Source organism: Cellulomonas xiejunii (assembly GCF_024508315.1).
GTDB lineage: Bacteria > Actinomycetota > Actinomycetes > Actinomycetales > Cellulomonadaceae > Cellulomonas > Cellulomonas xiejunii.
The window spans coordinates 945,162-971,579 of the sequence record NZ_CP101987.1; the positions used below are offsets into that span (position 1 = coordinate 945,162).

General features: G+C 73.8%; 21 protein-coding genes and 1 tRNA gene. 18 read left to right on the forward strand and 4 right to left on the reverse strand.

The genetic code is table 11. The features are described from left to right. Positions 1–9: 9 nt before the first annotated feature. Positions 10–648 carry a TetR/AcrR family transcriptional regulator gene (locus NP048_RS04505; RefSeq protein WP_372456845.1) on the reverse strand — a complete coding sequence of 213 codons (639 nt, stop codon included), beginning with the start codon at positions 646–648 and terminating at the stop codon, positions 10–12. Between the two features lie 103 nt (positions 649–751). Between NP048_RS04505 and NP048_RS04510 the strand changes: the two genes are divergently transcribed. Further along, positions 752–826: transfer RNA gene (locus NP048_RS04510), tRNA-Gln, on the forward strand. Between the two features lie 39 nt (positions 827–865). Here NP048_RS04510 and NP048_RS04515 read toward each other — a convergent pair. After that, on the reverse strand, positions 866–2,101 hold the full coding sequence (locus NP048_RS04515) for an MFS transporter (protein ID WP_227578302.1): 1,236 nt from the start codon (positions 2,099–2,101) through the stop codon (positions 866–868). Between the two features lie 62 nt (positions 2,102–2,163). Further along, positions 2,164–2,805 (reverse strand): TIGR00645 family protein, encoded by a 642-nt coding sequence (locus NP048_RS04520; RefSeq protein ID WP_227578303.1) that lies wholly within the window; start codon positions 2,803–2,805, stop codon positions 2,164–2,166. A 134-nt stretch (positions 2,806–2,939) separates the two neighbouring features. Here NP048_RS04520 and NP048_RS04525 point away from each other — a divergent pair, with 134 nt between their 5' ends. The 13 genes from NP048_RS04525 (at position 2,940) to NP048_RS04585 (ending at position 15,957) form a co-directional block, all read left to right on the forward strand. Continuing rightward, a complete protein-coding gene (locus NP048_RS04525; protein ID WP_227578304.1) occupies positions 2,940–3,617 on the forward strand; it encodes a hypothetical protein in 678 nt (225 codons plus the stop codon). Positions 3,618–3,760: 143 nt separating this feature from the next. After that, positions 3,761–5,431, forward strand: coding sequence for a bifunctional UDP-N-acetylglucosamine diphosphorylase/glucosamine-1-phosphate N-acetyltransferase GlmU (gene glmU, locus NP048_RS04530; RefSeq protein ID WP_227578497.1), 1,671 nt, complete (start codon positions 3,761–3,763; stop codon positions 5,429–5,431). Next, positions 5,428–6,411, forward strand: coding sequence for a ribose-phosphate diphosphokinase (locus NP048_RS04535; protein ID WP_227578305.1), 984 nt, complete (start codon positions 5,428–5,430; stop codon positions 6,409–6,411). The genes glmU and NP048_RS04535 overlap by 4 nt, the downstream gene beginning before the upstream one ends. Position 6,412: 1 nt before the next feature. Continuing rightward, complete coding sequence (locus tag NP048_RS04540) at positions 6,413–7,171, forward strand: SIMPL domain-containing protein (RefSeq protein ID WP_227578306.1); 759 nt, start codon at positions 6,413–6,415, stop codon at positions 7,169–7,171. A gap of 237 nt (positions 7,172–7,408) precedes the next feature. Then, positions 7,409–8,035, forward strand: a complete 627-nt coding sequence (locus NP048_RS04545) for a 50S ribosomal protein L25/general stress protein Ctc (RefSeq protein ID WP_227578307.1) — start codon at positions 7,409–7,411, stop codon at positions 8,033–8,035. Between the two features lie 112 nt (positions 8,036–8,147). Next, the gene (gene pth / locus NP048_RS04550; RefSeq protein ID WP_227578308.1) at positions 8,148–8,768 is read left to right on the forward strand and encodes an aminoacyl-tRNA hydrolase; all 621 of its coding nucleotides are present in this window, start codon (positions 8,148–8,150) and stop codon (positions 8,766–8,768) included. A 159-nt stretch (positions 8,769–8,927) separates the two neighbouring features. Then, a complete protein-coding gene (locus NP048_RS04555) occupies positions 8,928–10,457 on the forward strand; it encodes a sugar transferase (RefSeq protein WP_227578309.1) in 1,530 nt (509 codons plus the stop codon). Between the two features lie 73 nt (positions 10,458–10,530). Then, entirely contained in the window at positions 10,531–10,974 is a 444-nt protein-coding gene (locus NP048_RS04560; RefSeq protein WP_227578310.1) for an FAD synthase family protein, read from the forward strand. Positions 10,975–11,012: 38 nt separating this feature from the next. After that, on the forward strand, positions 11,013–12,170 hold the full coding sequence (locus NP048_RS04565) for a DUF1972 domain-containing protein (RefSeq protein ID WP_227578498.1): 1,158 nt from the start codon (positions 11,013–11,015) through the stop codon (positions 12,168–12,170). Further along, positions 12,167–12,940: a CDP-alcohol phosphatidyltransferase family protein gene (locus tag NP048_RS04570; protein WP_227578311.1), complete on the forward strand. Its 774-nt coding sequence runs from the start codon at positions 12,167–12,169 to the stop codon at positions 12,938–12,940. Before NP048_RS04565 ends, NP048_RS04570 begins: the two co-directional genes overlap by 4 nt. After that, the gene (locus NP048_RS04575; RefSeq protein WP_227578312.1) at positions 12,937–13,914 is read left to right on the forward strand and encodes a DUF6492 family protein; all 978 of its coding nucleotides are present in this window, start codon (positions 12,937–12,939) and stop codon (positions 13,912–13,914) included. The genes NP048_RS04570 and NP048_RS04575 overlap by 4 nt, the downstream gene beginning before the upstream one ends. After that, entirely contained in the window at positions 13,914–15,002 is a 1,089-nt protein-coding gene (locus NP048_RS04580) for a glycosyltransferase family 4 protein (RefSeq protein ID WP_227578499.1), read from the forward strand. Before NP048_RS04575 ends, NP048_RS04580 begins: the two co-directional genes overlap by 1 nt. Further along, positions 14,992–15,957, forward strand: a complete 966-nt coding sequence (locus NP048_RS04585) for a glycosyltransferase family 2 protein (protein WP_227578313.1) — start codon at positions 14,992–14,994, stop codon at positions 15,955–15,957. The genes NP048_RS04580 and NP048_RS04585 overlap by 11 nt, the downstream gene beginning before the upstream one ends. Here the strand turns inward: NP048_RS04585 and NP048_RS04590 are convergent. Continuing rightward, positions 15,931–16,965, reverse strand: a complete 1,035-nt coding sequence (locus NP048_RS04590; protein ID WP_227578314.1) for a glycosyltransferase family protein — start codon at positions 16,963–16,965, stop codon at positions 15,931–15,933. The two genes, NP048_RS04585 and NP048_RS04590, sit on opposite strands and share 27 nt — an antisense overlap. Positions 16,966–17,091: 126 nt before the next feature. Between NP048_RS04590 and NP048_RS04595 the strand changes: the two genes are divergently transcribed. From NP048_RS04595 to NP048_RS19310, 4 genes are all read left to right on the forward strand, one after another. Further along, complete coding sequence (locus NP048_RS04595) at positions 17,092–18,066, forward strand: glycosyltransferase family 2 protein (protein ID WP_227578500.1); 975 nt, start codon at positions 17,092–17,094, stop codon at positions 18,064–18,066. Then, positions 18,063–19,415 (forward strand): oligosaccharide flippase family protein, encoded by a 1,353-nt coding sequence (locus tag NP048_RS04600; protein WP_227578315.1) that lies wholly within the window; start codon positions 18,063–18,065, stop codon positions 19,413–19,415. Before NP048_RS04595 ends, NP048_RS04600 begins: the two co-directional genes overlap by 4 nt. A 109-nt stretch (positions 19,416–19,524) precedes the next feature. Then, complete coding sequence (locus tag NP048_RS04605; RefSeq protein WP_227578316.1) at positions 19,525–20,229, forward strand: hypothetical protein; 705 nt, start codon at positions 19,525–19,527, stop codon at positions 20,227–20,229. Positions 20,230–20,381: 152 nt separating this feature from the next. Beyond that, entirely contained in the window at positions 20,382–26,291 is a 5,910-nt protein-coding gene (locus tag NP048_RS19310; RefSeq protein ID WP_284439724.1) for a PKD domain-containing protein, read from the forward strand. The last annotated feature ends 127 nt before the right edge of the window (positions 26,292–26,418 follow it).

Here is a 26,418-nt window from a genome sequence, read left to right on the forward strand (position 1 = left end):
GGCGGCGCCCTACGTCGTGGGCTGCTTGGTCAGCTCAGGGCGCCGCTCCAGCCCCTCGAGCCCGTTCCACGCGAGGTTCACGAGGTGCGCCGCGACGTCGGTCTTGCGAGGGCTGCGTGCGTCGAGCCACCACTGACCCGTCAGGGCGACCATGCCGACGAGCATCTGCGCGTACATCGGGGCCGCGCGCGGGTCGAGCCCCTGCTTCTTGAACTGCGCGCCCAGCAGGTGCTCGACCTGGGAGGCGACGTCGCCGATGAGCGACGAGAACGTGCCGGTGGCCTGGGCGACCGGCGAGTCGCGCACGAGGATCCGGAAGCCGTCCTCGGACTCCTCGATGTACGTCAGGAGGGCCAGCGCGGTCCGCTCGACCATGACCTTGGGGTGCCCACCGAGCTCGAGGGCCGTGGTGAGCGCGTCCGTCAGGGCCTGGATCTCGCGGTCGATGACGACCGCGTACACGCCCTCCTTGCCGCCGAAGTGCTCGTACACCACGGGCTTGGACACCTCGGCGCGGGCCGCGATCTCCTCGACGGACGTGTTGTCGAACCCCTTCTCGGCGAAGAGCTTGCGGGACACGTCCAGCAGCTGCGCGCGCCGCTGGGTGCCGGTCATGCGCGCGCGGGACCGCTTGGAATCGGAGGCCATCGGTCTATTGTGCCGTGCGGCGTGACGTGCAGGGTCGTTCTTCCGGAGGACACCGGGGCGGCGGGGCGTCCCGGGTGGCGCACCTGGCAGACTGGAGCGCCGATCCGCCCTGGTGTAACGGCAGCACGCCGGCCTTTGGAGCCGTGCGGTCCAGGTTCGAATCCTGGGGGCGGAGCCATGCGGGGCCGGTGCCGTGCGCGCGACCTGAGCACCCGTCTCAGCGGTCGGCGCCGCGCCGACCCGTCGCCAGGACCGTGAAGGCGAAGACGACCGGGACGAGCGCGCTCAGCAGCATGCCCACGCGCAGGCCGGTGCCGGAGTCCGGCGGCAGGGCCGTCGCGAGCCCGGCCAGCGGGCCGCCGGCCAGGTCCGCGAGCAGCCCGGCGCCCAGTGGGCCGAAGGTGCCACCCGCGTCGCCCGCGAGCGCCAGCACCGCGAACATCGCCGCGCCGCCCAGGGGGAACCGCGCGGCCGTCAGGGAGAACGTCCCCGGCCACAGCAGCGCGACCGCGAGCCCGCACAGCGCGCACGCCACCAGGCTGACGGCGGGCACGGACGCGGTCGCGGCAACGACGTAGCAGACGGCGGCCGCGGCGCCGGACCCCGCCAGCAGCGGCCGCAGGGGCACGTCCTGGCCCCACAGCCCGTACGCGGCGCGCCCCAGGCCCATGAGCAGCGCGAACAGCCCGGGCCCGAGCAGGTCGCCGACCTCCTTGGGCACGCCCGTGCCCTGCTCGGCGAAGAACGAGGACCACTGCGCCATCGTCAGCTCGGCCGCACCGCCGGTGGTCATGAGGACGAGCGCTGCGAGGAACAGCGGCGTGCCGAACAGGGCGCGCAGCGGCGTGCGGTGCTCGTCGGGCACGGTCGCGGGCATCGGGACGCGCAGGAGCACGACGAGGTTCGCCAGCGGCACCACCGCCCACAGCACCGGCAGCACCGGCCACAGGTCGGTGCCGAGCAGCGCGAGCAGCGCGGTGGTCAGGACGACGACCGCGAGCTGTCCCCAGCAGTAGAAGGAGTGCGCGAGCGCCATGCCCGTCGCCTTCGTCTCCGACGGGCTGGGCAGGTGCTCGACGACGGGCGACACGAGCACCTCGAGCAGGCCGCCGCCCACGCCGTACACGACGACCGCGAGGCACAGCCCCACGAACGGGGAGGCGAGCACGAGGGGCAGCACCGCCAGCAGCACCAGCCCGAGCGCGGCGAGCGCGTGCGCGAGGACCAGGGGCCGGCGGTACCCCACGCGGTCGACGACGCGCACCGCCACGAGGTCGGTGAGCAGCTGCACGGCGAAGTTCAACGACGCGAGCACGCCCAGCTGCGCGACCGGCACGTCCAGCGACGTGTGGAACACGACGAACAGCAGCGGCGCGAGGTTGTTGACGACCGCCTGGACCACGTACCCCGCGTGGGCGGAGCGGCGGGTGGCGACGTAGGTCAGCGGGGGCACGGGGTCCTCGGTGGCACGGTGGCGGCGGGCGCGGTCACTCTCGCACGCGCCCGCCGACCGCGTCAGTGGGCGTTGCGGGGGGCGGACCCCTGCGACATCCGGTCGATCCACGCGAGCGCGAGCGCGGAGGCGACGAACGCGACGTGGATGATCGTCTGCCACATCATCGTCTCGGCGCTGACGTCGCCCACGGACGACTCGATGAACGTGCGCAGCAGGTGGATCGACGAGATGCCGATGATCGACATCGCGAGCTTCGTCTTCAGCACGTTGGCGTTGACGTGGCTCAGCCACTCGGGCTGGTCGGGGTGGCCGTCGAGGCGCATGCGCGACACGAACGTCTCGTAGCCGCCGATGATCACCATGATGAGCAGGTTCGAGATCATCACGACGTCGACGAGGCCCAGGACGACCAGCATCGTCGTCGCCTCGGTGCCGAAGCCCTCCATGCCGTGGACCTCGTGCCCCGTCACCGAGAACTGCACGAGGTGCCACAGCTCCTTGAGGAACTGCCAGACGTAGACGACCTGCGCCGCGATGAGCCCGAGGTACAGGGGCAGCTGCAGCCACCGCGAGAAGAAGATCAGCGAGGAGACGGAGCTTCCGTAGGAGCGGCTCGGCTCCACGGGCGCGGCGGCCTGGACGGGCTCGACGGCCCGGGCGGGCTCGACGGGCTCGACGGTCGCGAGGGTCGACGACGTCACGGTGCTCCTTGCGGGGGTGGGGGCCGTCCCTGGTCGGGTCGGCGAGGGCTGAACGCGCGACCGGGTCGCGCGGTTCCCGGACGTCCGCCCAGGGTATGACGACCCCGGCGTTCCGTTCCCCTACGGTTCGGCGGGTGCAGCCGACACCGGCAGGGACGACGCGGGCGGGGCGGCGCGAGGTGGGGACCGTGGTCCTGGTCGCCGTGCTGTTGCTGGTGTGGGTGGCCGTCGCAGGGTCGCACTGGTCGTGGGCGCTGGCGTCACTCGGTGTGCTGCCGGACGACCTGCTCGTCCTGACCTGGCGACGCGGCTTCGTCCCCGTGGTCTACGGGCTCGGGGCGCTCGTGGCGATCCCGCTGACGGTCGTCGCGGCGATCGGCATCGCCCGGCGGCGCGGGGCGCGAGGCGCGGCGTGCGCCGGTGTCGGTTCCGTCGCCCTGGTGCTCGCCGTCGCTGCCGCCGACGTCGTCGTCGCCGGTCCGGTGGGCTACGGGACGCGCGTGGCGTTCGAGGTGCACCGCCCGGCGTACGAGGCGGTCGTCGCACAGCTGGGCGACGTGTCGGTGGGAACGGCGGACGGGTACGGCCGCTACCTGCCGCTGCCGGAGGGATACGGGCCCCTGACGGTCCGCGGCACGGTCGACGTCGGGGAGGACCACGTCTTCTTCCCGCAGTGGACGGGCATCCCCGACGACGCCGGGGGCTTCTTCCACATGCGGTCGGGGTCCCCGGCCGGGCTGGACATGCGCGGCTGGGCCTGCGCGGACCCGGTACACCTCGACGACGACTGGTGGGCGTGCGGCATGGGGTGACCCGAGACGTCGCGTCCGGGGCCACGCGGATGTGACACGCGTCGCGGGGGCCGAGGTCGGCGCAGGGGGCACGTGCGTCAGCGGTAGAGTCAGATCACGGCAGAACCACCGCCCGTTCCGGGCAGATCCGCGAGGAGCACCCACTGGTGACCGTCCGCCCAGCCGCCGTCGTCGTCCTCGCAGCCGGTGAGGGCACCCGCATGCGCTCCGCCGTCCCCAAGGTCCTGCATCACCTCGGTGGGCGCAGCATGGTGGGGCACGCGCTTGCCGCGGCCCGTGCGCTCGAGCCCGACCGCATCGCCGTGGTGGTCCGCCACGAGCGCGAGCGCGTCGCCGCGCACGTCCTGGAGGTCGACCCGGACGTGCTGCTCGTCGACCAGGACGACATCCCCGGCACCGGGCGCGCCGTTCAGGTCGCGATGTCCGCGCTCGACGCCGCGGCGCAGGCGGCCACGGCCGACGCCGCCGCGCGGGGGCACGACGTGGGCGGTTCCGCAGCCGACTCGGTCCTCACCGGTGCCGTCGTCGTCATGGCCGGTGACGTCCCGCTGCTCGACGCCGGCACGCTGCGCGAGCTGCTGGCGGCGCACGCCGCCGACGGGAACGCCGTGACGGTGCTCACCACGGAGGTCCCGGAGCCCACGGGGTACGGCCGGATCCTGCGCGAGCCCGGCACGGGTGACGTGCTGGGGATCGTCGAGGAGAAGGACGCGAGCCCCGAGGAGCGCGCGATCACCGAGATCAACACCTCGGTGTACGTCTTCGACGCCGCCGTGCTGCGCGCCGGGCTCGCGCGCCTGGGCCGCGACAACGCGCAGGGCGAGGTGTACCTGACGGACGTGCTCGCGATCGCACGGGCCGACGGCGGGCACGTGCGCGCGCTGCGCACCGACGACCGGCTGAGCGTCGAGGGCGTCAACGACCGCGTCCAGCTCGCGGTCCTGCGCGCGGAGCTGAACCGCCGCCTGCTCGACGACTGGATGCGCGAGGGCGTCACGGTCGTCGACCCCGCCACCACGTGGGTCGACGTCGACGTCGAGCTCGCGCGGGACGTCACGCTCCTGCCCGGCACCCAGCTGCACGGCGCGACGGTCGTCGGCGAGGGCGCGACGGTCGGCCCCGACACGACGCTCACGGACGTCGAGGTCGGCCCGCGCGCGACCGTGGTGCGCACCCACGGCTCGCTGTCGGTGATCGGCGCGGGCGCGACGGTCGGCCCGTTCGCCTACCTGCGCCCCGGCACCGACCTGGGCGCGGACGGCAAGATCGGCACGTTCGTCGAGACGAAGAACGCGCAGATCGGGACCGGGTCGAAGATCCCCCACCTGTCGTACGTCGGTGACGCGACGATCGGCGAGCACTCGAACATCGGTGCCGCGTCGGTGACCGTCAACTTCGACGGCGTCAACAAGCACCGGACCGTCATCGGCTCCCACGCGCGCACGGGCTCGGACAACATGTTCGTCGCGCCCGTCGTCGTGGGCGACGGCGCGTACACCGGCGCGGGCACCGTCGTGCGGCGCGACGTGCCGCCGGGCGCACTGGCCGTCAGCGCGGGCTCGCAGCGCAACATCGAGGGCTGGGTCGCCCGCTCGCGCGCGGGGACGCCCGCCGCCGAGGCGGCCGCGCGGGCCCGGGGCACGCGGGACGTGGCCGGCCTGTCGCCGCAGGCACGCGCCGAGCTGGAGCGCGCCGCGACGGCCGCGATCCCCGTGACGCCGCCCCCGCGGCTGCCCGGGCAGCCGGTAGAGCTCGACGACCCGACGGACACCCCTGCGGGCGGCACGACGACAGAGGGCGGGCAGCAGCGATGACCGGCATCATCAGCCACGACGGGGAGAAGCGCCTGGTCCTGGCCTCGGGCCGGGCCCACCCCGAGCTCGCGCAGGACGTCGCCGACGCCCTGGGGATCGAGCTCCTGCCGACGACGGCGTACGACTTCGCCAACGGCGAGATCTACGTCCGGTTCGGCGAGTCCGTGCGCGGCGCCGACGCGTTCGTCCTGCAGTCGCACTGCGCGCCGATCAACCAGTGGATGATCGAGCAGCTCCTCATGGTCGACGCGCTCAAGCGTGCGTCCGCCAAGACCATCACCGTGGTCGCGCCGTTCTACCCCTACGCGCGCCAGGACAAGAAGCACCGCGGACGCGAGCCGATCTCGGCCCGGTTGATGGCCGACCTGTTCCGCACGGCCGGTGCCGACCGCATCATGAGCGTCGACCTGCACGCGGCGCAGACCCAGGGGTTCTTCAACGGCCCGGTCGACCACCTGTGGGCGCAGCCGATCCTCGTCGAGTACGTGCGCACGCGCGTCGACACGTCGAACGTCACCGTCGTCTCCCCGGACGCCGGGCGCATCCGCGTCGCGGAGCAGTGGGCCGCCAAGCTCGGCGGGGGACCGCTCGCGTTCGTGCACAAGACCCGCGACATCCGCAGCCCCAACAAGGCCGTGGCCAACCGGGTGGTCGGCGACGTCGAGGGCAAGAGCTGCGTGATCGTCGACGACCTCATCGACACCGCGGGCACGATCGCCGGTGCCGTGCGCGTCGTCCTCGAGGCCGGGGCCAAGGATGTCATCGTCGCCGCGACGCACGGCGTGCTGTCGGACCCCGCGGTCGAGCGGCTGCAGGAGTGCGGCGCGCGCGAGGTCATCGTCACCGACACGCTGCCGATCGCCGAGGAGAACCGCTTCCCGCAGCTCACCGTCCTGTCGATCGCACCGCTGCTCGCGCGAGCCATCCGCGAGGTGTTCGACGACGGCTCGGTGACGTCGCTCTTCGACGGCAACGCCTGACATGAGGGACGCCCACGACGTCGGTCGGCACGACGACCGCCCTCGCGGGGGCGTGACCGTGCGCGGCACCGGTGCGGCCGACGCCGTGCCGGACGTCGTGGTGGCGGACCTGGCGACCGAGGTCCGCGCCGACGACGTCGCCGTGGCGCTGCGCGAGGCCACCGACGCGTTCGCGGCCGTGCGGGCGGCGCTGCGCGACGCCGGGGTCGACGACCGTGCCGTGCGCACCGGGCCGACGTCGACGTGGACCGAGCAGACCGGCCCCGACGGGCAGTCGCTGCGCGTCGTGGCCCGGCTCGGCATGGTCGTGACGTTGCACGACGTCGGTGCCGCGGGGGACGTGGTCGGCCGGGCGGTGGCGGCCGGGGGCTCACCCGTGCGGCTCGGCGGCCTGCGCCTCGTCGTCAGCGACCCGACCGCGGCGCAGGCCCGCGCGCGGGAGGCGGCCTGGCAGGACGCCGCGGCCAAAGCCCAGCACCTCGCGCAGCTCGCGGGACGCGCGACCGGAGCGGTGCTGTGGGTGCACGAGGACGAGCCCGGTGGCGCGGCGCCGCGCTTCGCACGTGCGGCCCGCGCCGAGGCGTTCTCGGTGCCGGTCGAGCCGGGCGAGCAGACCGTGCAGGCTGCGATCACGGTGCGGTGGGCCTGGGCGCCCGAGCCCGCACCCGCCGGGACGGCCCGGCCGGAGTCGAAGGACGCGGAGTCCGAGGACGGTCAGCTCGAGGCCCCGGAGTTCGAGGACGGTCCCGAGGTCCGGTAGGATCGTCAGGTTGCCTCGGCGAGGGACGACGGACGGTCGAACCGGAAGCACCATCTCCGGTGATGCCCCCGGCTCCGTGATCGACTGGGTGGTCGCCTCCGCGTGCCCGTCCTGCGTCCCGCGTCGAGGCCACCGGGCCACGTGCCCGCACCACCCGAGGGGCATCGCCCACGGGGCAGCACGCCGTACCAGGGCCCGCGCACCACCGCGGAGCCACGCCACGCCTGAGGAGCACCAGTGTCCGAGATCAAGCTCGCCGCCGCCGCCCGCACCGAGTTCGGCAAGGGCGCCGCGCGCCGCCTGCGCCGCGCGGACCAGATCCCCGCCGTCCTGTACGGGCACGGCACCGAGCCGCTGCACGTCGCCCTGCCGGGCCACGAGACGATGCTCGCGCTCAAGCACTCCAACGCGCTGTACTCGATCGACCTCGACGGCACGTCGACGCTCGCGATCGTCAAGGACGTCCAGCGCGACGTCGTGCGTCAGATCATCGAGCACGTCGACCTGCTCATCGTGCGCAAGGGCGAGAAGGTCTCCGTCGACGTGCAGGTGCACATCGTCGGTGAGTCCGCCCCGGGCACGATCCACGTCGTCGAGACGCAGACCCTGTTCCTCGAGGCCGAGGCGACGCACCTGCCCCAGTCGGTCGAGGTCTCGATCGAGGGCCTGGGCGACGGTGCGGTCATCACCGCCGGCGACGTCGTCCTCCCGGAGGGCGCCACGCTCATGGGCGACCCCGACGTCACGGTCGTCACGATCAGCGTCCCGCAGGCCTCGGCCGCGGACGTCGCCGCCGACGAGGCCGCCAGCGACCTCGCGGCCACGCAGTCGGCCGCCTCGGCCGCCGCTGCCGACAAGGCCTGAGCCTCCGCAGCACACCACGACGCCCGGTACCGTCCACGGTGCCGGGCGTCGTCGTGCCCCCGTCCTGTCCCGCCGGTCGCCGGCACCCCGCGTACTCCTGGAGGACCACCCCGTGAGCGACGGACCCTGGCTCGTCGTCGGACTCGGCAACCCCGGCCCGCAGTACGCCGGCAACCGGCACAACGTCGGTCAGATGGTGCTCGACGAGCTCGCGCGGCGCACCGGGGTGTCGTTCGCGGCGCGCGGTGGCGGGCTGCTGGGCCGGCGGCCGCAGGCGGCGACCGCCGAGGCGCGGCTCGGCACCCTGCCCGGTGGCGCCCCCGGTCCCCGGGTGGTCCTCGCCAAGCCGACCACCTACATGAACGTGTCGGGCGGGCCCGTCGCCGCGCTCGCCCGGTACCACGACGTGCCGACGGAACGCGTCGTCGTCGTGCATGACGAGCTCGACATCCCGTTCGCCGACGTGCGGCTCAAGCGTGGCGGCGGGGAGGGCGGTCACAACGGTCTGCGGGACACGTCGAAGGCGCTCGGCACCAAGGACTACGTGCGCGTGCGGGTGGGTGTGGGGCGGCCGCCCGGCCGGCAGGACCCCGCGGACTTCGTCCTCAAGGACTTCTCGGGCCCGGAGCGCAAGGACCTGCCGTGGCTCGTGGACCGCGCTGCGGACGCCGTCGAGGCCGTCGTGCTCGAGGGCCTCGAGGCCGCCCAGCTGAGGTTCCACACGAAGGCCTGACCCGGGCGCCGGACGTTCACCCGAACGACGGCGGCCCGTCACCCGCGGTCACCCGAACTGTTTCACAGAACGGGTGAAATAGGGCACAAAGGTCTCAACCTCCCGAAATCGCCGTATAGCCTCCCAAGAGCACGAGGCGCATGCGGCGACGGGGGAGACATGACACTGACCACCGACCAGGCAGCAGGCCCAGTCGACGAGGTAGCGGAACGGCGCGGTCGTGCGCTCGAGCCGCGCCGCTCGTGGGCGTCGTCGGAGCCGTTCGTCCCCCGCCTGACTCCCGAGAACTCGGACCCCGCGGCGCGTGCCGTCGCGTGGGCGGCTGTCAGTCGCCGGTACGGGCTCGTCGCCGTCGTGCTCGACACGCTCATCGCGCTCCTCGTGGGGGCTGCCGTTCTCGCGCCCGCGCACGGCCTGCTGAACGGCGGCCGCCTCGCGTGCGGCGGCGCCGCGCTGTTCATCGCCCTCGTCCTGCTCTCGGGCGGCTACCGCAGGAGCGTGGCGGGGGACGGGCCGGCGGAGTTCCAGGCCCCGCTGCGCGCCGCCGTCGCCATGGTCCTGATCCTCATGACCCTCGGCTACGTGCTGCGCGTGCCCGTCCCGCGCAGCTACGTGCTCGTGGGGGTCCCGCTGATCCTCGCCATCGGCTGGGTCGCTCGCTACCTGGAGCGCCGCCACCTCCACCGGCTGCGGCTGCAGGGCGAGGGGGTCATGCGCACCGTCGTGGTCGGCGACGAGGCGTCGGCGACCGGCGTCGTGCGCAACATCTCCGCGGCCCCGCACCACGGCTACCGGATCGACGGGGTGTGCGTCCCCTCGATGGGGAGGGCGACCTCGGTCGCGGGCGTCCCCGTGCTCGGCGCGGTGGCCGACGTGGTGCAGGTGACCGTCGACCGCGGTGCCGACGTCGTGCTCGTGACCGGGAGCTACCTGAGCGGGGACGCCCTGCGCAGGCTGTCGTGGGCGCTCTCGCGGGCGGGTGCGCAGCTCGTGGTCGTCCCGGACATCGTGGAGGTCGGGGCGCCGCGGCTGACCGTCCGCCCCACCGCCGGGCTCTCGCTGCTCGAGGTGCAGGTCGCCTCGCCGCGTCCGCGCCTGGTGTTCAAGCAGGTCCTCGACGTGACGATGGCCGGGCTCGCGCTGCTGCTGCTCGGGCCGTTGCTCGGCCTCGCGGCACTGATGGTCGCAGCCACGTCCCCCGGCGGCGCGATCTACCGCCAGGTGCGGGTCGGGCAGGACGGCACGCAGTTCGTCATGTACAAGCTCCGCACGATGTACCGCGACGCGGACGAGCGCCGTGCGGCGCTCCTGGCGTCGGGGACTCACGACGGCGTCCTGTTCAAGATGGCAGACGACCCGCGGGTCACACCCGTCGGCCGGATCCTGCGTCGCTTCTCGATCGACGAGCTGCCGCAGCTCGTCAACATCATCAAGGGCGACATGGCGCTCGTCGGGCCGCGGCCACCGCTGCTCGAGGAGGTCGAGGCCTACCACGACTCCGTGCACCGGCGGCTGTACGTGCGGCCCGGGCTGACCGGTCTGTGGCAGGTCAGCGGACGCTCCGACCTGGACTGGGAGGAGTCGGTCCGGCTCGACCTGCGGTACGTCGACAACTGGTCGGTGTCGATGGACCTGCTGATCCTCTGGAAGACGGGTCGCGCGGTCCTCGGCGGAGCCGGGGCCTACTGACCCTGCACGACCTGCAGTGCGGCGCGAGGGCGGGCCGCTTCCCCTTCGTGAGCGCGAGTGCAAGGAGCAAGTCATGAGCAACCTGAGCGTCGTCGGGTACGTCCCCGGTGGCTTCGACATGCTGCACATCGGCCATCTGAACATCCTGCGCGCGGCGCGGGAGCGCTGCGACCGGCTCGTGGTCGGCGTCGCCGTCGACGAGTCGCTCGTCGCGATGAAGGGACGCCCGCCGGTGATCCCGCACGCCGAGCGCATGGAGCTCGTCGCGAGCCTGCGCTTCGTCGACGACGTCGTGCCCGACCACGCCCAGGACAAGCGGGTCGCCTGGCTCGAGAACCCGTTCGACGTGCTGTTCAAGGGCGACGACTGGGCGGGGACCGAGAAGGGGACGCGGCTGGAGCGCGAGATGGCGGAGGTCGGCGCGCGGGTCGTGTACCTGCCGTACACCCCGTCCACGTCGTCGACCATGCTCCGGCAGTTCCTCGTCTCGGGTGCAGCACGGGAGGGTGCCGCGTGAGCGGCGCGACGGCGGCGGTCGCCCCGCTGTCGATCGCGATGGTCGGCACACGCGGGGTGCCGGCGCGCTACGGCGGCTTCGAGACGGCCGTCGAGGAGGTCGGGCGCCGGCTCGCCGACGCGGGCCACCGGGTCCGCGTCTACTGCCGGTCGGGCAACTCCGAGCTGGCGTCGTACGCGGGGATGGAGCTCGTCACCCTGCCGGCGCTGCGGCAGCGTTCGCTGGAGACGTTGAGCCACACCGGCGTGTCCGTGGGTCACCTGCTGGGTCGCCGGACCGACGTGGCGTTCGTCTTCAACGCCGCGAACGCGCCGTACCTCCCGCTGCTGCGCATGGCGCGGATCCCCGTAGCGACGCACGTCGACGGGCTCGAGTGGCAGCGGGCGAAGTGGGGCGGCGCGGGGCGCCGGTACTACCGCGCGGCGGAGACCGCGGCGGTGCGCTGGTCCGACGCGCTGATCGCGGACGCCGTCGGCATCGCCGACTACTACCGGTCGGAGTACGACGTGCCCACGACCCTGCTGACCTACGGCGCGCCCGTCCTCGCGGATCCCGGCCACGACGCCCTCGCCGACGTCGGCCTCGAGCCCGGGGGGTACCACCTGGTCGTCGCGCGCTTCGAGCCGGAGAACCACGTGGACCTGTGGGTCGAGGGCTACGTGCGCAGCGGGGCGCGCCGGCCGCTCGTGGTCGTGGGGTCCGCGCCGTACGCCGACGCGTACACCGCCCGCGTGCACGCCGCGGCGCAGGGGGACCCGCGCGTGCGGTTCCTCGGCGGCGTGTGGGACCAGCGCCTGCTCGACCAGCTGTACGCCCACAGCCTCACCTACCTGCACGGGCACTCCGTCGGGGGGACCAACCCCTCGCTGCTGCGGGCGATCGGCGCCGGAGCGGCGACGGTGGCCTACGACGTCTCGTTCAACCGCGAGGTCGCGGGGGGCGACGGCGTCTACGTGCGCGAGTCCGGGGAGGTCGCGCGGGCATTGCAGGACGCGGAGGCCGACGAGCCCGTGACACGGGCGCGGGGTGCGCGGCTGCGCGAGCGCGCGCGGGCGTACGACTGGGACGAGGTCGCGGCCGGGTACGAGCAGCTCGCCGTCGCGCTCGCCGAGCGGCGGGCGTCCGGCCCGCACCGGGGGGCGTCGCGCCGAGGCGCCGACGCGGTGCCCGCTCGCGAGACGGAGGTCGTGCGATGACGCAGACGTCCACCCACCCGCCCGTCCGCCCGGCGGACGAGACCTTCCGTCAGACGCTCGGCCGTCTCTCCTCCGCGCAGAAGGGTGCCGCGCGCAGCGCACCGGCGTACTCGCGCTTCGTCAACCGGCGGCTCGGTCGCGTGCTCGCGGCGTGGGCGTACCGGCGCGGGCTGTCGCCCAACGCGGTGACGGGCATCAGCGCGCTGTGCACCTTCTCCGCCATCGCGCTGCTCGCCCTGGTGCCGCCGAGCGTCCTGCTCGGGGTCGCGGTCAGCGTCCTGCTCGTCCTGGGGTACGCGTTCGACTCGGCGGACGGCCAGGTCGCGCGGCTGACGGGCACGGGGAGCGTCGCGGGGGAGTGGCTCGACCACATGGTCGACGCGACCAAGGTCGTCACCCTGCCGCTCGCGCTGGCCGTCGGCATCCACCGGTTCACGGACCTCGACGACGCCTGGCTGCTGGTCCCGCTCGCGAACGCCGTCGTCGGCTCGGTGCTGTTCTTCGGGATGATGCTCACGGAGCAGCTGCGCCGCGCGCAGGGTGTCGTCTCGCGTGCCACGACCGCAGGGCGCCTGCCGTGGCTCCGCTCGGTCCTGGTCCTGCCGACCGACTATGGCGTGCTGTGCCTCGCGTTCCTCCTCTACGGGCTCCCGCACGTCTTCGTCCCGCTCCTCGGCCTCCTCACCCTCGGCTCTGCGGGCTTCCTGGTCCTCGCGCTGCCGAAGTGGTTCCGAGACGTCCGCGCACTGGCACAGAGGGCGGGCGCATGAGCGGGGACACGTTCGTCCCCGTCGTGTTCGAGCTCGAGCTGCCCTTCCTCGAGCTGCAGGCCCGCTCGTTCGCCCGCAACGTCGCCCCCGAGCTGGTCGAGCGCGTGCTCGTCCTCGACAACACCCGGCACGGCATCCCCGCCCGCAGGCGTGAGGCGATCGTCGCGGCGTACGGCGTCCACGCGCCGCGCGTCGAGATCGTCGCCGCGCGCGACGTCGCACCACCAGTGACGTCGCTCGGCTGGACGAGCCAGCAGGTGCTCAAGCTCGCCGTGGCGCGTCAGGTGCGCACCGAGCGGTACGTCACGCTCGACGCGAAGAACGTCGTCGTCAACCGTCTGGACCCCGGGTACCTGCGCGCGACCGACGGGCGTCCCCGCGTCGGCGCGCACCCGTACACGCACCACCCCCTGCGGTCCTCGGTGGAGCGCGCGCTCGCGTACTTCGACCTCGACGCGAGGGACCACCTCGAGAGCTTCCCGGTCACGGTGACGCCCTACGTCATGCAGACCGCGGAGGTGCGCGATCTGCTGGACGAGGTCGAGCGACGCGAGGAGAGAGGCTTCGAAGCGGCCTTCGTCCGGCTCGACGTCACCGAGTTCGGGTTGTACGCGGCATGGCTCACCCGGCGCCACGGCGACCGCTCCGCCGTCTACGCCGAGGACCAGCCGGGGTGCCCGACGGTGTGGCCCGGTCGCCCGTCGCTCGAGGCGGTGGAGGAGGCCGTGCGGCTCGCCGGGACCGGCCTGCCGGTGCTCTCCGTCCACCGCACGGCGCTCGTGCGGATGGACGGCGCCGCGATCGACGCCCTGTGCGGGTTCTGGTCGCGGGCAGGGCTGTTCCCGGACGTGGCGGCGGCACGCGCCTTCGTCGACGACTACCGGCGGTTCTACGCCCGGCACGTGTGGGTCAAGCGCGCACGGGAGGCGCCGACGCGCCTCGCCCGTCGAGTGCGCGAACGGGTGGGGGCGTGATGGCGGCCGGTCGGATGCGGGTGCTCCTCGACGGGTACTGGTGGCACGAGGGGCCGCCGTCGAACGCCATGGTCCAGCGCGAGCTCGTGCGCGGCTGGGCTCGGACGCACCCCGAGGACGAGCTCGTCATCGCCGTGCCGGCGGCTCACCTCGAGGCTGTCCGCGAGCACGTGCCCGCGGGTGTCGAGCTCGTCGGGGTGCGCCGACGACCGCACGGGGTGTCCGTCATGTCCGAGTACCCGTCGGTGCTGCGCCGTGTCGGTGCCGACGTCGCCGTGACGCACAACTTCGCCCCGTGGGGCGTCCCGAGCGTCGTCTTCCTCCACGACGTGCTCTTCCAGGACCAGCCGCGGTGGTTCACCCCGGCAGAACGCCTCTACCTCGCGCCGGTCACCGCCCTGCTGCCGCGTGCCGGTGCGGTCGTCACGTCCTCCGGGCACGAGGCGCGGCGCATCGAGCGGCGCAACCGGCGGGTCGGTCAGGTGCGGTCGATCGGCATCGCCCCCGACCCGCGCCTCGCGACCCTGGCGCCGGTCCGGCCGCAGGTGCTCGCGGGCGTGGACGACTTCGTCCTCACCGTGGGGCGGCTCAACGTGCGCAAGAACCTCGGGACCGCGATCGCGGCCGCCGTCCGGACGGGTGAGATCGGCCCTGCCCGTCCGCTCGTGGTCGTCGGCGGCCCCGACGGCCGTGGCCCAGGGTTCGGGCCGGCGGCCCTGCAGGCGATCGAGGACGGTGCGGTCGTCCTGACGGGGCACGTCGCGGATGCCGAGCTGGCCTGGCTGTACCGGAACGCCGCCCTGTTCGTCTTCCTCTCGCTCGACGAGGGCTTCGGCCTGCCGCCGGTCGAGGCGCTCTCCTTCGGCACCCCGGTCGTCGCGAGCGACATCGGGGTGTTCCGCGAGACGATCGGCGCCCACGCGCGGCTCGTCGACCCGCTCGACGTCGACGCTGCCGCTGCCGCCATCCGCCAGGAGCTGGCGCGCGGCCGGTGCGCGCCGGTGCAGCCGCTCGCGTGGGACGACGCAGCGGCAGCGCTCCGCGACACGGCCGCGGCCCTCCACCACGGGCGTCGACGTGTCGCCTGACGTCGCCGGAGTCCCGCGCACCGCGCTCGTCGTCGTGAACTACGGGTCGTCGGTGCTCCTCGAGCAGAACCTGGCACGGACCGCCGCCGCGCCGGGCACGTCCGTCGTCGTCGTCGACAGCTTCTCGACGTCCGCCGAACGAGCCGACGTCAGGGCGGTCTCCACCCGCCACGGGTGGGACCTCGTCGAGCCGGACCGCAACACGGGCTTCGGCGCCGGCGCCAACCTGGGTGTGGCGCGGGCGGTGCAGGCGGGCGCCACGCACGTCGTGCTGCTCAACCCCGATCTGGCACTGGAGCCCGCGGACGTCGCCCGCCTCGTCGCCCGGACCGTCGAGGACCCGGACGCGCTCGTCGCGCCACGCATCCTCGCGCCGTCGGGCCTGCCGTTCGCCGCGTCGACCACGGACCTGCTCCTCGACGACGGGACGATGCGGTCGAGCACCCGTCGTCCCGAGCCGCCCGACGGGCGCCCGTACGTCGAGTGGCTCTCCGGAGCGTGCCTCGCGTGCGACGTGGGGCTCTGGCACCGGATCGGCGGCTTCGCCGAGGAGTACTTCCTCTACTGGGAGGACGTCGACCTGTCCGTCCGCGCCCAGCAGCTCGGTGCCCGGCTCGTCGTCGCCACCGAGGTGACCGCCGTGCACGACGAGGGCGGCACGCAGCAGCGCACGGGCCGTGCCAAGTCCGAGACGTACTACTACTTCAACATCCGCAACCGGCTCCTCCACGCGGCGCGCAGGCTCGACCCGGCCGACCGCCGCCGTTGGTGGCGCACGACCCCGCGGGCCGTGCGCTCGATCGTGCTGCAGGGGGGCCGTCGACAGCTCCTGACGTCGCTCGCTCCGTGGCGGGCGGCGTTCCGGGGCGTGCGCGACGGGCACCGTGCGCTGCGGGCGGCCGGTGCCGGGCCGGCGTCCCGCCCGACGTCAGAGCGTCGCCGTGCCGCGGCGTAGCCGCAGCGCCTCGCGGTAGGCCTCCCGATGCGCCACCCCTGCCTCGTCCCACTCCCGCCGCGACAGGTCCGGCTGCTGCGCCCGCGCTCCGCGGGCCGCCTGCAGCGCCCGTCGGATGGCCGCGCCGTCGAGCTCGCCCTCGAAGGTGAGCACCCAACCCGGCCCGACCTCCTGCGCGAGCGCGCGGTTGGCCTCGTTGTCCGGCACGAGCACCGGGCGGTCGAGCGAGAGCGCGAGGAGCACCGTCCCGGAGTTGTGCATGTGCAGGTACGGCAGGACCACGAGCTCGCCCGAGGTCACCGCGCGCACCAGGTCCGCGTCGTCGAGGAACCGCAGGTCGAGGTGGATCGCGTCGTCGCCGTCGGCGGCCGTACGCACGTCGCCCTCGAGGTCCGGCCCGGACGGGTTGCCCGCGACGAGCAGGCTGAGCGCCGGGTCCTCGGCGTGCGCGTCACGGAAGGCGCCGATGAGCCCGACCACGTTCTTGTACCGCCGGACCAGGCCGGCGTACGTCACCTGACCGGGGACGGCGTCCGCCCGCTCGACGTCGGCGAACCAGTCCCGGTAGTGCCCGTGCAGGACGATCGCCGACGGGCGTCCCGTCGGCGGCGTGGTCTCGTTGAGCACCACGTGCAGCGTCGTCGCGTCGTCCAGCAGGCGCAGCCACGCGTAGTCGAGCCGGCCGAGCCCCGACGGCAGCTCGAGGTTGTGGACGGTGCGGACGACCGGTGTGCGCGTGAGCCGCACGCGTGCCCAGAACGCGTAGGCGAGCAGCAGGCGCAGCGCGCGCCGCACCGGCGTGCGCCCGCCGAGCCGCGTCTCCGGCCAGTGCACGTGGACGACGTCGTACCGGCCCACCAGCGCGCGGCCGTAGGAGAAGAGCACCGGCTCGACGTCGGGCGTCCGCTCGAGCGCCGCGTGCAGCATCGCGATGTACGGGTTGGTCGTCGCACGGATCCGGGCGAACGGCTGGAGCACGCGAATCGGTCGAGCGGCGGTCGCGGGCACGGGCCCTCCTCGGGACGTCGGTCGGCGGTCGCGCTGACGCTACCCTGGCGGTCCGCGCCGCGGGGGCCGCCTTCCACACCGGTCCTCGCCCACTCATCACCTGGTCAGGAAGGCGCACCCTTGTCCGTGCTCACCGTCGCGGTCCTCACGTTCCGTCGTAACGAGCTGCTCGCCACGCTGCTGCCCCAGCTCCTGCAGCAGACCCGCGCGCTCACCGACGCCGGGACGACGGCGACGGTGCTCGTCGTCGACAACGACCCCGACGGCGGCGCCGCGGACGTCGTCACGGCGCTCGGCGACGCCGCGGTCCGGTACGTGGCGGAGCCGCGTCCGGGCATCGCCGTCGCCCGGCAGCGGGCGCTCGCCGAGACCACGGCGTCCGACGCCCTTGTCTTCGTCGACGACGACGAGGTGCCGGAGGGCGGGTGGCTCGCGCACCTCGTCGACGTGTGGCGGCGCGAGGGCGTCGCCGCGGTCACCGGGCCGGTCGTCTCGGTCTTCGACGGCGACCTCGACCCCTGGATCGTCGCCGGCGGGTTCTTCGACCGGGCGCACGCCCGCGACCACGTCACAGGGGACCGGGTGCCGGCGGCGGCGACCAACAACCTGCTGCTCGACCTCGACGCCGTCCGCCGGCACGGCCTCGCGTTCGACGCGTCGATCGGGCTCGCCGGCGGGGAGGACACCCGCTTCACCCGTGCGCTCGTCACCGCGGGCGAAGAGATCGTGTGGTGCGCAGAGGCCCGGGTGCTTGACCGCGTCCCCGCGGCACGCATGACCCGCGCGTACGTGGTCCGCCGGAGGTTCGCGCAGGGCCACGTGAGCGCCGGGACCACCATCGCGCTGACGCCCGGGGCCGGTCCGGCCCTCGTCGCTCGTGCACGGTGCGTGGGGCAGGCCCTCGTGCGCGTCGTCGGGGGTGCGCTCGCGGCGTCCGCCGGCACCGTCCTGCGCCGCTCGTCGCTCCAGGCCCGCGGCGTGGCGACGTGCGCGCGAGGGCTCGGCGTCGGCGCCGCGGCACTCGGCGTGCCCTTCGAGGAGTACCGGCGGGCCTCGGCGACCTCCGGGCCTCCCGCACCGGTCGGTCGGAGCGCGTCGTGACCGCGCAGGACGAGCGCCAGAGGTCCGCCGTTCGCCAGGTCGGCTCGACGGCGGTCGTCAAGGTCGTCGTGATGGGGGTCGCGGGCCTGGCCGGCATCGCGACGAGCCGTCTCATCATCGAGCACTACGGCGTGGACGCGTTCGCCCAGTACGGCCTGCTGACCGGGCTCACCGGGCTCATGCCGTTCGCCGACCTGGGCGTCGCGGCCGTCATCGTCAACGCGGTGGCGTCGGCGGCGCAGCCCCGGACGGATCGCGAGGTGCGGCGCACCATCACGAGCGCCTTCCGCATCCTGCTGGTCTCCGCGACCGTCATCGCCACGGTGGCCGTCGTCATCGGCGCCCTGGGGTGGTGGCCCGCGCTGCTCGGTGACGGGCTGATGGGGGAGCGCGGCGCCACCGCCGCGACCGTCTGCCTGCTCGTGTTCGCCCTCGCGCTGCCCCTCGGGGTCGGCCAGCGCGTCCTCGTGGCGCTCGGCAGGAACGCTCAGCAGACCGCGCTGGGCGGCATCGCTTCGCCGCTCGTGCTCTGCGGCGTGGCGGGGTCGGTCGCACTGGCGTGGGCGTTCGGGCCGTTCGTCGCCGTCTTCTCGTACGTCGCCAACGCCGCCGTGGCGTTCGTCAGCCTCGTGCTCGCTGCGCGACTCCTGTCGCCCCAGGTCACCGCGGCTGCCAGGGACGTCCCGCGCCTGCGCAGCGTCCCGGGCGCCAAGGTCGTGGACGTGGCCTGGCCGATGCTCGTCCAGATGGTCGCGCTGCCCATCGCGATGCAGACCGACCGGCTCCTGCTGAGCCACCTCGCCGGTGCGGGCGAGCTCGCCGAGTACAACCTCGGGGCGCAGACCTTCGGCCTCATCAACCAGGTCGTCGGAGCGGCCGGGGTCGCGCTCTGGCCGGTCTACGCACGCGCACGCGCCGCGGGCAGGATCGAGAGCCCTGCGCGCGCGTCGGTGGCGTTCGCCGGGCTGGCTGCCGCGCTCGGGCTGCTCCTGTGGCTTGCTCTGCCGCTCGTCACGCAGGTCATCACGAAGGGCAAGATCGAGATGACGACGGCCCTGGCCGCCTCGTTCTTCCTGTTCGTCGTGGTGCAGGGGGCCAAGTACCCGCTCGGCATGTACATGACGGACGCGCGCGGCCTGCGGTTCCAGGTCGTCCCGATCGTCGTGATGGTGCCGCTCAACCTCGGCCTCTCGTGGGCGCTCATCGGGCCGCTCGACGCCGCCGGTCCGATCCTCGGGTCGGCGCTGGCCGTGATGGTGTGCCAGGTCGTGCCGAACGCCTGGTACGTGCGCCGCGACCTCGCTCGCCGGCGCGACGCAGGGGCCGAACCGACGCCGCAGATCGGGTGATCCCGGACATATTCACCCGCGCAGACGCCGTCCCTGCGCAGGACTTGCGCTTAGGGTGCGGCAAGACCGTGCGGCCGCCGCAGTGCGGGACGTCGTGGAGGGAAAGCGCATGAGCGAGCCAGTGGCACCCGAGGGCCGCGGCCGGGTGCGGGCCGGATGGTGGGTCGCGGTGGGATCCCTCGTGGCCGTCCTCGTGGCCGTCGCCGTGGTCCTCCTCGGTCGTGGTGACGGCGCACCCGCAGGCTCGTCACCGACGGAGCCCGGGGCCGGTGCGACGCCCACCGTCGCCGGGGCACAGGCGGCGGAGCCTCCCGAGGGCGAGGAGGCTGCGGGCAGCGACGACGACGATGCGGCCGACGATGCGGCCGACGATGCGGCGGCCGGCTCGGCGGGCTCGGCGGGCGTCGACGCGGCGCCGACGACGACGGTCGGGATCGACGCGGTCGCGCAGCTCGCCGACGCCGTCACCGCGCGTGTCAGCTCGTGGGAGGCGGTCGACGGCGAGGCGGTGCAGCCGGGGGAGAAGGCCGGCCCGGCGCTGCGGGTGACCCTCGAGGTCGCCAACGGCACCGCGGCGCCCCTCGACCTGCGCGGAGCGGTCGTCAACCTGTCGTACGGGCCCGAGCGGACCCCGGCGACCGCGCTGAGCCAGCCCGGAGGGTCGCCGCTGCCGCACGCCGTCGAGCCAGGGACGACGGCCGACGGCGCGTTCGTGTTCGCGGTCCCCGCGGACGCCCGCGGCGACGTGCACCTCGAGCTGGACGTGCGCGCGGTGGGGCCCGTGGTCGTCTTCGCAGGGTCTGCGCAGCGCTGAGGCGGACGCTTGACCAGTTTCACCCGGATCAGATGAAGATTCACCCTCGCGCCTCTGCCGGAGGAGCGGTTCACCCCGTAATGTCCGAAACGTCCGTCGCCCCGTAGCGCCCCCGCTGCGTGGTTGCCCGTTCCGTACGATCGAGGCCTGCCATGCGCATCTTCACGAGCGTCCTCAACCGGCGTGTCGCCACCGCCGTGAGCGCGACACTCCTCGCCGCAGGGATCGCGACAGCAGGGGCCCCGCCGGCCCTCGCCGACGAGCCCGCGCCGCTGCCCCAGACGGTGAGCGCCGACGCCCTGCCCACCGCGCAGATCGACGGCGTCGTCTGGAAGCAGGCCGCGGTCGGCGGGACCGTCTACGTGGGTGGCGAGTTCACGAGCGCCCGGCCTCCCGGCGTCGCCCTCGGCGGTGCCGGCTCGGTTGCGCGGGCGAACATGATGGCGTACGACCTAGCGACCGGCGCCCTCAACACGTCGTTCGCGCCGACGTTCAACGGTCAGGTGAACGACCTCGTCGCCTCGGCGGACGGCCGCACGCTCTACGTCGTCGGGTCGTTCACGAGCGTCAACGGTCAGACCCGCAACCGGGCAGCCGCCTTCGACCTTCCCAGCGGCACTCTCAAGTCCTGGGCGCCGAGCCTCAACGGGTACGCGAAAGCCGTGACGGTCGCGCCGAACGGCATGGTCTACATCGCCGGGAACTTCACCGCGGTCGGCAGCGCGGCTCGCCAGAAGCTCGCTGCGGTCAACCCGACGTCGGGCGCGTTGCAGCCCTTCTCGGCCGCCGTGGACGACAACCAGGTGAACGCGGTCCAGGTCGCGCCGGACGGGCAGTCGCTCGTCATCGGCGGCAGCTTCACCGGCGTCGGCGGCGTCAGCACGACGAGCTACGGCCTCGCGCGCCTGGACATCGCGACGGGTGCCCTCCTCCCGCTGCCCGTCGCCGCGCGGATCCGCAACGCGGGCGCCAAGTCGGCGATCTCGTCTCTCAGCAGCGACGCGACGGGGTTCTACGGCACCGGCTGGCACATCTCCTCGTCCGGAACGCTGGAAGGAGTCTTCAAGGCGTCGTGGGACACCGGTGAGCTGGTCTGGATCGAGGACTGCCACGGCGACTCCTACGGTGCGGCCCCCGCCGGCGACGTGGTCTACATCGCGAGCCACCACCACTACTGCGGCAACAGCGGCGGCTTCCCGCAGACGCAGCCGTGGACCATCTACCACGGCACGGCCGTGACGAACGACGTCCGGGGCGTCAACACGGCGGACATCTACAACTACCCCGACCACCCGGGCACCCCGCGCCCGGAGTTCCTCGAGTGGTACCCGAGCTTCACGCCCGGCACCTACACGGGCGCCGAGCAGGGCCCGTGGACCGTGACGAGGGCCGGCGGCTACGTCCTCTTCGGTGGAGAGTTCCCCCGGGTCAACGGCGCGGGTCAGCAGGGCCTCGTGCGGTTCGCCGACCGTTCGGCTGCGCCGAACAAGATCGGTCCGACCGCGAAGGGCAGCGCCTTCGTGCTCGGCGGCCTGTCCTACGCCAGCGGCGAGGTGCGCCTCACGTGGCCCGGGAACCCCGACAAGGACGACGCCACGGTGCGTTACGACCTCTACCGGCAGTCGACCTCGACGCCGCCGATCCACACGCAGACCGTTACGGCACCCTTCTGGTCCCAGCCCTCCATGTCCTTCGTCGACAAGGGGGTGACTCCGGGCTCGTCGCAGCGCTACCGCGTCATCGCGACGGACCCGTGGGGCAACGCGTCGATGTCGGACTGGTTCACCGTGACCGTGAGCGACGCACCCGTGAGCGACTACGCCCGTCAGGTGCTCGCCGACGAGCCCAGCTCCTACTGGCGGTTCGGTGAGCCCAGCGGCACGGCCGTCTACGACTGGACGGGGACGAACGACCTCACGACGACGGCGGGCGTCTCCCGCGGCGCCGCAGGTGCCCCGGTCGGCGACCCGGACACCGCGGCGACGTTCCCCGGGACGACGGCGGGAACTGCTGCCACGCGCACGGCGGCGCAGGCGCCGAACGTCTTCTCGGTCGAGGCATGGTTCCGCACCACGTCCACGACCGGCGGCAAGATCATCGGCTACGGCAACCGGGCGACCGGGGCGTCCGGCTCGTACGACCGGCACGTCTACATGGCCAGCAACGGTCGTCTGACCTTCGGCGTCTACCCGGGCGCCGCCCGCACGATCACGTCCGCCGGCTCGTACAACGACGGAGCGTGGCACCACGTCGTCGCGACGCTCGGATCCGGCGGCATGCAGCTGTACGTCGACGGCAGGCGCGTCGCCCAGCGCACGGACACGACGCTCGGGCAGGCGTACAGCGGCCACTGGCGGATCGGCGGTGACGTCACCACCAGCTGGCCCAACCGCGGGTCGAGCGACTACTTCGCCGGCAGCGTCGATGAGGTCGCGGTCTACCCGCGGGTCCTCACCCCGCAGGAGATCCGCTCCCACGTGACCGCGGCCGGGTACGCGCCGGCGGTGCCGGCCGCTCCCGCAGACCCCTACGGCGCCGCCGTCTACGCCGCCGACCCCGAGCTCTTCTGGCGGTTCGACGAGGCGACGGGCACGTCGCTCACCGACTCCGGCCCGTACGGCAACGCAGGCACGCTCACCGGGACGGGATGGACCCGCCAGGACGGCGGTGCTCTCGCCGCCCATGACGCGAACAGGTCTGCGCAGTTCGTCGAGGGAACGGGGGGTGCCGCCACCACGGCCACCTTCGAGAACCCGCGCGCCTACTCGCTGGAGGCGTGGTTCTCCACCACGAGCACTCGCGGTGGGAAGCTCGTCGGCTTCGGCAGCCGGCAGACCGGCACGGCCGGTGACAACGACCGGCACGTCTACCTGCAGGACGACGGCAGGCTCGTGTTCGGTGCGTGGACCGGGACGGCGAACACCGTCACGTCACCGCAGCCGTACAACGACGGGCAGTGGCACCACGTCCTCGCGACGCAGGGCCCGGACGGCATGGTGCTGTACGTCGACGGTGAGCCCGTCGGCACGAACCCGCAGGTCGGCGCCCAGACGTACACGGGGTACTGGCGGGTCGCGAACGGAGCCACGTGGGGATCGACGTCCGCCTCGCTGGCGGGTGGCGTCGACGAGGTCGCCGTGTACTCGCGGCCCCTCACCGCGAGCGACGCGGTCCTGCACGCCGGGCTCGGACGTACCGGCACCACGCCGAACCTGCCGCCGCAGGCGGCCTTCGACGCGACCCTCACGGGTCGGACGCTCACGCTGGACGGGTCCGCCTCCGCGGACACGGACGGTTCCGTCGCGTCGTGGGCCTGGGACCTCGGTGACGGCACGACGGCCGTGGGGGTGGCGCCGCCGGCGCACACGTACGACCTCGCCGGCACGTACACCGTGACGCTCACGGTGACGGACGACAAGGGCGCCACGAGCGCGCGGCAGCAGTCCGTGACCGTGGCCAACGCAGCTCCGGTCGCGGCGTTCACCGCGACCGCGAGCTACCTCGACGTCGCGGTCGACGCCTCGGCCTCGACGGACCCCGACGGCGCGCTCGTCGGGTACTCCTGGAGCTTCGGTGACGGTGCCACGGGCACCGGTGCGACGGCCACGCACTCCTACGCGACGGGCGGTACGTACGCCGTCACGCTCACGGTCACCGACCGGGACGGTGCGGCGACCACCATGACGCAGGACGTCACCGTCGCGCCCAACCAGGCTCCCGTGGCGGGCTTCGTCGCCCAGCCGTCGGCGCTCGCCGTGGCGTTCGCGCCGGTCGGCACGTCGGATCCCGACGGTACAGTCGCGTCGTACGCGTGGGAGTTCGGGGACGGCGCGACGTCCACGCAGGAGGCGCCGACGCACACGTACGCCGGGCCGGGCACGTACACGGTCCGGTTGACCGTGACCGACGACCGGGGCGCGACCGGCACGACCACCTCGAGCGTGGTCGTCACGGCCAACGCCGCACCCGTCGCCGCGTTCACCCCGACCATGTCGTTCCTGCGACTCGCCGTGGACGGGTCCGCGTCGACGGACCCCGACGGATCGGTCGTCGCCTACGCGTGGGACTTCGGGGACGGCGCGCACGGCACCGGCGTCACGGCCGAGCACGCGTACGCCGCTGCCGGCACGTACACCGTCAGCCTCACCGTGCGGGACAACCACGGCGCGGAGACGACCGTGAGCCACGACGTCGAGGCTGCCGCCCCGACCGTGTGGGCCCACGACAGCTTCACACGGTCGGTCACGACGGGGTGGGGCACGGCGGACACGGGTGGCGCGTGGACGCACTTCGGCAGCGCCAGCCAGTACGCGGTCGCCGACGGCACCGGCAGGATCACCATCGGGAGCACCGCGTCCACCCCGCGCACGCAGCTGCGCTCGGTCTCCGCGACGGACTCGGACCAGACGGTCCAGTTCTCCCTCGACAGGATCGCCGACGGGGGCGGGACCTCGGTCGCGCTCACCAGCCGTGGCGGCGCCTGGGCGAGCCTGTACCGCGGACGCGTCTGGGTGCGTGCCGACGGCACGGTCACGCTCCTGCTCACCCGGATCACGGGCTCGGAGTCGACCCTCGCCGCGGTCAACGTGCCGGGTCTCACGCTCACCCCCGGGGCGCCGCTGAACGTGCGGTTCCGCACCGAGGGGGCGAACCCGACGGCGTTGCGCCTCAAGGCGTGGACGGGGCCCACCGAGCCCGCCGCCTGGCAGCTGCAGACGACGGACGCGACCGCGGAGCTGCAGGACGCGGGGGCGGTCGGCATTGACACCAGCCTGGCCAGCGGGGTGACGAACGCGCCCGTGCGGGTGACGATCGACGAGCTGTTCGCGGGTCAGCCGGGCTCGGCGGTGCCGAACCAGGCGCCGGTGGCGTCGTTCACCTCGACGACGACGGACCTGTCCGTCGGGGTCGACGGAGCAGCGTCTGCCGACCCGGACGGGACCGTGATCGCCTGGTCGTGGGACTTCGGCGACGGCTCGCCTGCCGTGGCGGGCCCGCAGGCCTCGCGCGCGTACGCCGCCGACGGCACCTACCCGGTGACCCTCACGGTGACCGACAACAGGGGCGCGACCGCCTCGGTGACCCACGACGTGACGGTCACGTCGCCGGTGGACGACCCGCTGGCCGCCCCGGTCGCGGCCTTCGAGGCTGCGGCGCTCGGCCTGACGGTGAGCGTCGACGGGTCCGCGTCGACGGCAGGTGACGAGCCTGTCACGGCATGGGCCTGGGACTTCGGGGACGGGAGCCAGGGCAGCGGCGCGCAGGCGGACCACACCTACGCCGCAGCCGGGACGTACGTCGTGTCGCTCACGGTGACCGCTCCCGGCGGTGGGACGGACACGACCTCGAAGGAGGTGACGGTCACCGCGTCCTCGACGGAGGAACCCCCGGTCGAGGAGCCGCCCGTCGAGGAGCCTCCGGCGGGGCCGCTCGCGCAGGACGTCTTCGACCGCACGCTCGCCACCGGGTGGGGCGCGTCGGCTGCAGGTGGCGCGTGGTCGCACTTCGGGTCGGCGACGCAGTACGCCGTCAGCCCGGGCGTCGGGACGCTGCAGGCGCTCACGCCCGGCGCCACGCCGCGCGTCCGCTGGGCGGACCTGTCGGCGCGGGACGTCGACGTCCTCGGGCAGGTGTCGCTCGACCGCCTCGGTGACGGGGGAGGCACGTTCGTCGCCCTCACCGCCCGGTCGGGCAGCTGGTCGAGCATGTACCGGGGTCAGGTCTGGGTGAAGTCCACCGGGGCGCTCAACCTGGTCGTGACCCGCGTGGCCCCGCGCGAGACGATCCTCGCCCAGGTGAACGTCGAAGGTGCGACGTTGGCACCCGACGAGCGGCTGAACGTCCGCTTCCAGGCGGTCGGTGCGGAGCCGACGACGCTGCGGCTGCGGACGTGGAAGGAGGGCACGCCTGAGCCCACGACGTGGCAGGTGACGACGACGGACGCGACGCCCGAGCTCCAGGACGCCGGTGGGGTCGGTGTGGACGGGCTGCTCAGCGGCACGTCGACGAACGCGCCCGTCGCAATCCGGGTGCATGGGCTCACGGTCACCCGGGCGACCTGAGGCAGGCCCGAGGCGCCGGGTGCCACGGAGCGCCCGGCGCTGCGGGGTGCCCGGAGCGGGTCAGGAGGGGGCCACGTGCCCGGCGGACGATGGCAGAGTGGTGCGGCGCACCCGTCGGGACGGTGCG

Excerpts from the sequence above, each read along its gene's own strand:
- NP048_RS04505 (WP_372456845.1), bottom strand. The coding sequence starts at position 648 with ATGGCCTCCGATTCCAAGCGGTCCCGCGCGCGCATGACCGGCACCCAG.
- NP048_RS04535 (WP_227578305.1), top strand. The coding sequence starts at position 5,428 with ATGACCGGCATCATCAGCCACGACGGGGAGAAGCGCCTGGTCCTGGCC.
- NP048_RS04540 (WP_227578306.1), top strand. The coding sequence starts at position 6,413 with ATGAGGGACGCCCACGACGTCGGTCGGCACGACGACCGCCCTCGCGGG.
- NP048_RS04555 (WP_227578309.1), top strand. The coding sequence starts at position 8,928 with ATGACACTGACCACCGACCAGGCAGCAGGCCCAGTCGACGAGGTAGCG.
- NP048_RS04560 (WP_227578310.1), top strand. The coding sequence starts at position 10,531 with ATGAGCAACCTGAGCGTCGTCGGGTACGTCCCCGGTGGCTTCGACATG.
- NP048_RS04565 (WP_227578498.1), top strand. The coding sequence starts at position 11,013 with ATGGTCGGCACACGCGGGGTGCCGGCGCGCTACGGCGGCTTCGAGACG.
- NP048_RS04570 (WP_227578311.1), top strand. The coding sequence starts at position 12,167 with ATGACGCAGACGTCCACCCACCCGCCCGTCCGCCCGGCGGACGAGACC.
- NP048_RS04575 (WP_227578312.1), top strand. The coding sequence starts at position 12,937 with ATGAGCGGGGACACGTTCGTCCCCGTCGTGTTCGAGCTCGAGCTGCCC.
- NP048_RS04580 (WP_227578499.1), top strand. The coding sequence starts at position 13,914 with ATGGCGGCCGGTCGGATGCGGGTGCTCCTCGACGGGTACTGGTGGCAC.
- NP048_RS04605 (WP_227578316.1), top strand. The coding sequence starts at position 19,525 with ATGAGCGAGCCAGTGGCACCCGAGGGCCGCGGCCGGGTGCGGGCCGGA.
- NP048_RS19310 (WP_284439724.1), top strand. The coding sequence starts at position 20,382 with ATGCGCATCTTCACGAGCGTCCTCAACCGGCGTGTCGCCACCGCCGTG.